The following is a 2,246-nucleotide window of genomic DNA, read 5'->3' as shown; positions in this document are numbered from 1 at the left end:
CCCTCGAGGACGACTCGACAGGGATCGACATCTACCTCGGCCTCGAGGCCGACTCGTTCGTGTTGCGGTCGCAGGGAGACCAGGCGAGGGGCGTCGTCCGCTGGACGATCACGGTTGAGCAGGAGGGGGGCGCACCCATCACCCTCAGTCCGTCCGACACCCTCGACGGGTCGCGAGACCGGGTGTGGCGGGTGGAGCGCGTCGCGGTGCCGGCCGGCGACTACATGGTGCGCGCTGTCGCGGAGGACCGGGCGAGCGACCGGACGGCCGAGAGAAACGCGACGGTGAGCGTGTCCCGCCCGTCGCGGTCTGCGTCGCTCAGCTCTCTGCGGCTCGACCGCCTCGAGGACGGCCAGTCTGTCCCCATCGACGCGGGCTCCGTCCCCGCCGGCCTCGACTCCCTGCGCGTGGTCGTTCAGGCACTGTCGGCGCCCGATGGGGCTCGGACGGCCGTCTCTGTCGTTCGTGTCCAGTCCGATACGCTGGCGGCCCTCCCAATCGTCGGGCAGACGCCGGGGCAGGGGGCGTTGCGCGCGCGCGGGATCGACCTGGCGCATGTCGATACGGTCCAAGTGGTGCGGCAGGACGTATTGAATCCGGCCTCCGCCCTCGATGTGACGGCTCCGTTGCCGCGGCTTCGGCCCGGCGTCTACCGCGTCGAGGTCGCGATGCTGAGCCCCGACGGCGACCGCCTCGCCCTCGAGGACCGCTTGTTCGTGGTCCGGCGCCGCGACTACCCGGCCGTGACGAGGTTGGGTGACTTGGTCGGCCCGTTGACGTATCTCGCCGAGGACCGGGCTCTTCGTGAGATCCGCGATGCGATGACGGACACCGCGAGGCGGCGTGCGTTCGACCGCTTCTGGGGCGAGCGCATGGCCGACCGGCGTCTGGCGTCCGCGACCATCCGCGCGTTCTATGAGCGGGTCGAGGAGGCGAACCGGCTGTTCGGCGTCCACAAGGAAGGGTGGAAGACCGATCCGGGGATGGCCTACGTCCTGTTCGGCCCGCCGACGTTCGTCGACCAGACGATGCGCGGCGAGCGCTGGACCTACATCCAGAGCGGCGCCACGCCGCCCGTCCTCGAGTTCGAGCGCACGGCCGGCGTCGCTGGCGACGGGGTCCCGTTCCGCATCCTGACGCTCCAGCGAGACCGAGCCTACGCGGACGTGTGGCGCCAGGCCCGTCAGCTCTGGCGCAGCGGCGCGGTTCCAGGCGGCAGAGGGTAGACGCCCTCGAGGTCGGCCCCGGCGTCTAGAGTGCCCCCTTCGTGCTCGGCAGCGGGTCGCCCCCGGGATCGCGGGTGACGGCTTGGCGAATGGCTCGGGCCGCGGCCTTGAACAAGCCCTCGATGCGGTGGTGGTCGTTCCGTCCCCGAAGCACGTCCAAGTGCATCGTGACGCGCGCGTGCTCGGCGACGCTCCACCAAAAGTGCTCGACCATGTCCGTCGACAGGTCGCCGACGCGCTCGCGGTCGAGCGGCGCGTGGAACGTCAGGTGCGCGCGGCCCGACAGGTCGATGACGGCCCGGGCCAGCGTCTCGTCCATCGGGATCGTCGCCTCGCCGTAGCGGGCGACGTAGGCCTTGTCGCCCAACGCTTGGCCCAACGCCTGCCCGATGCAGATGCCCACGTCCTCGACCGTGTGGTGATCGTCGACCTCGAGGTCGCCGTCGGCCTTGACGGTCAGGTTCATCCGGCCGTGGCGGGCCAGAAGGTCGAGCATGTGGTCGAGGAAGCCGACGCCGGTCTGGCAGTCGGATCCGGGCTCGCCGTCGAGGTCGAGGGTGACCGAGACGGTCGTCTCGTTCGTGGCGCGCTCGACGTGGGCGGTGCGGGGCGGTAGAGTCATGGTGAAAGCTACCCGGAACGGAGGCGGCGCGTGCGGCCCTCCGTACGTTGCTGGACCTCATCGCGCTCGCCATGAAGCCCGCCTCGTTCCTCCTCTTGTCTGTCGCGTTCGTCGTCGCCGGCTGCGACTCCGACGGCAACCCAGGGCCGCCACGCAGCGCCGAGATCCTCAAGGTGACGGTCAACGACGCGCCCCTCGTCGACGAGAACGGGGAGGGGTGGGACGGCGGCAACGTGGGCGGTGGCCCCGAGGTCTACTTCCGCCTGTTCGACGCCGACGTCGACTTCGTCACCGACCCCGGTGCCGACCGCCTCAACCCGCGCGACGACGCCGAGGTGTTCCCGCTCGGCTCGGAGTCCGCTTGGTTCGAGGACGTCGATGGGCTCTCGTTCCCTTTG

At 70.6% G+C, this 2,246-nt stretch carries 3 protein-coding genes; 2 read left to right on the top strand and 1 reads right to left on the bottom strand.

What is annotated here, in order from left to right; all coding sequences use genetic code 11:
- A partial coding sequence (locus tag WBA11_RS19820) for a GWxTD domain-containing protein (RefSeq protein WP_424522356.1) occupies window positions 1-1,226 on the top strand: 1,226 nt, incomplete at its 5' end.
- Window positions 1,227-1,251: 25 nt separating this feature from the next.
- On the opposite strand, the gene hisB is transcribed toward WBA11_RS19820, so the two are convergent.
- The gene (hisB, locus tag WBA11_RS19815; protein WP_424522355.1) at window positions 1,252-1,848 is read right to left on the bottom strand and encodes an imidazoleglycerol-phosphate dehydratase HisB; all 597 of its coding nucleotides are present in this window, start codon (window positions 1,846-1,848) and stop codon (window positions 1,252-1,254) included.
- 47 nt (window positions 1,849-1,895) lie between these two features.
- Here hisB and WBA11_RS19810 point away from each other — a divergent pair.
- The coding region (locus WBA11_RS19810) for a hypothetical protein (protein WP_424522354.1) at window positions 1,896-2,246 on the top strand (351 nt) is incomplete at its 3' end.

The organism is Rubrivirga sp. (assembly GCF_049648075.1).
Lineage (GTDB): Bacteria > Bacteroidota > Rhodothermia > Rhodothermales > Rubricoccaceae > Rubrivirga.
The sequence above is the reverse complement of the archived record's forward strand: the minus strand, read 5'-3'. Positions and strand labels throughout refer to the sequence as shown.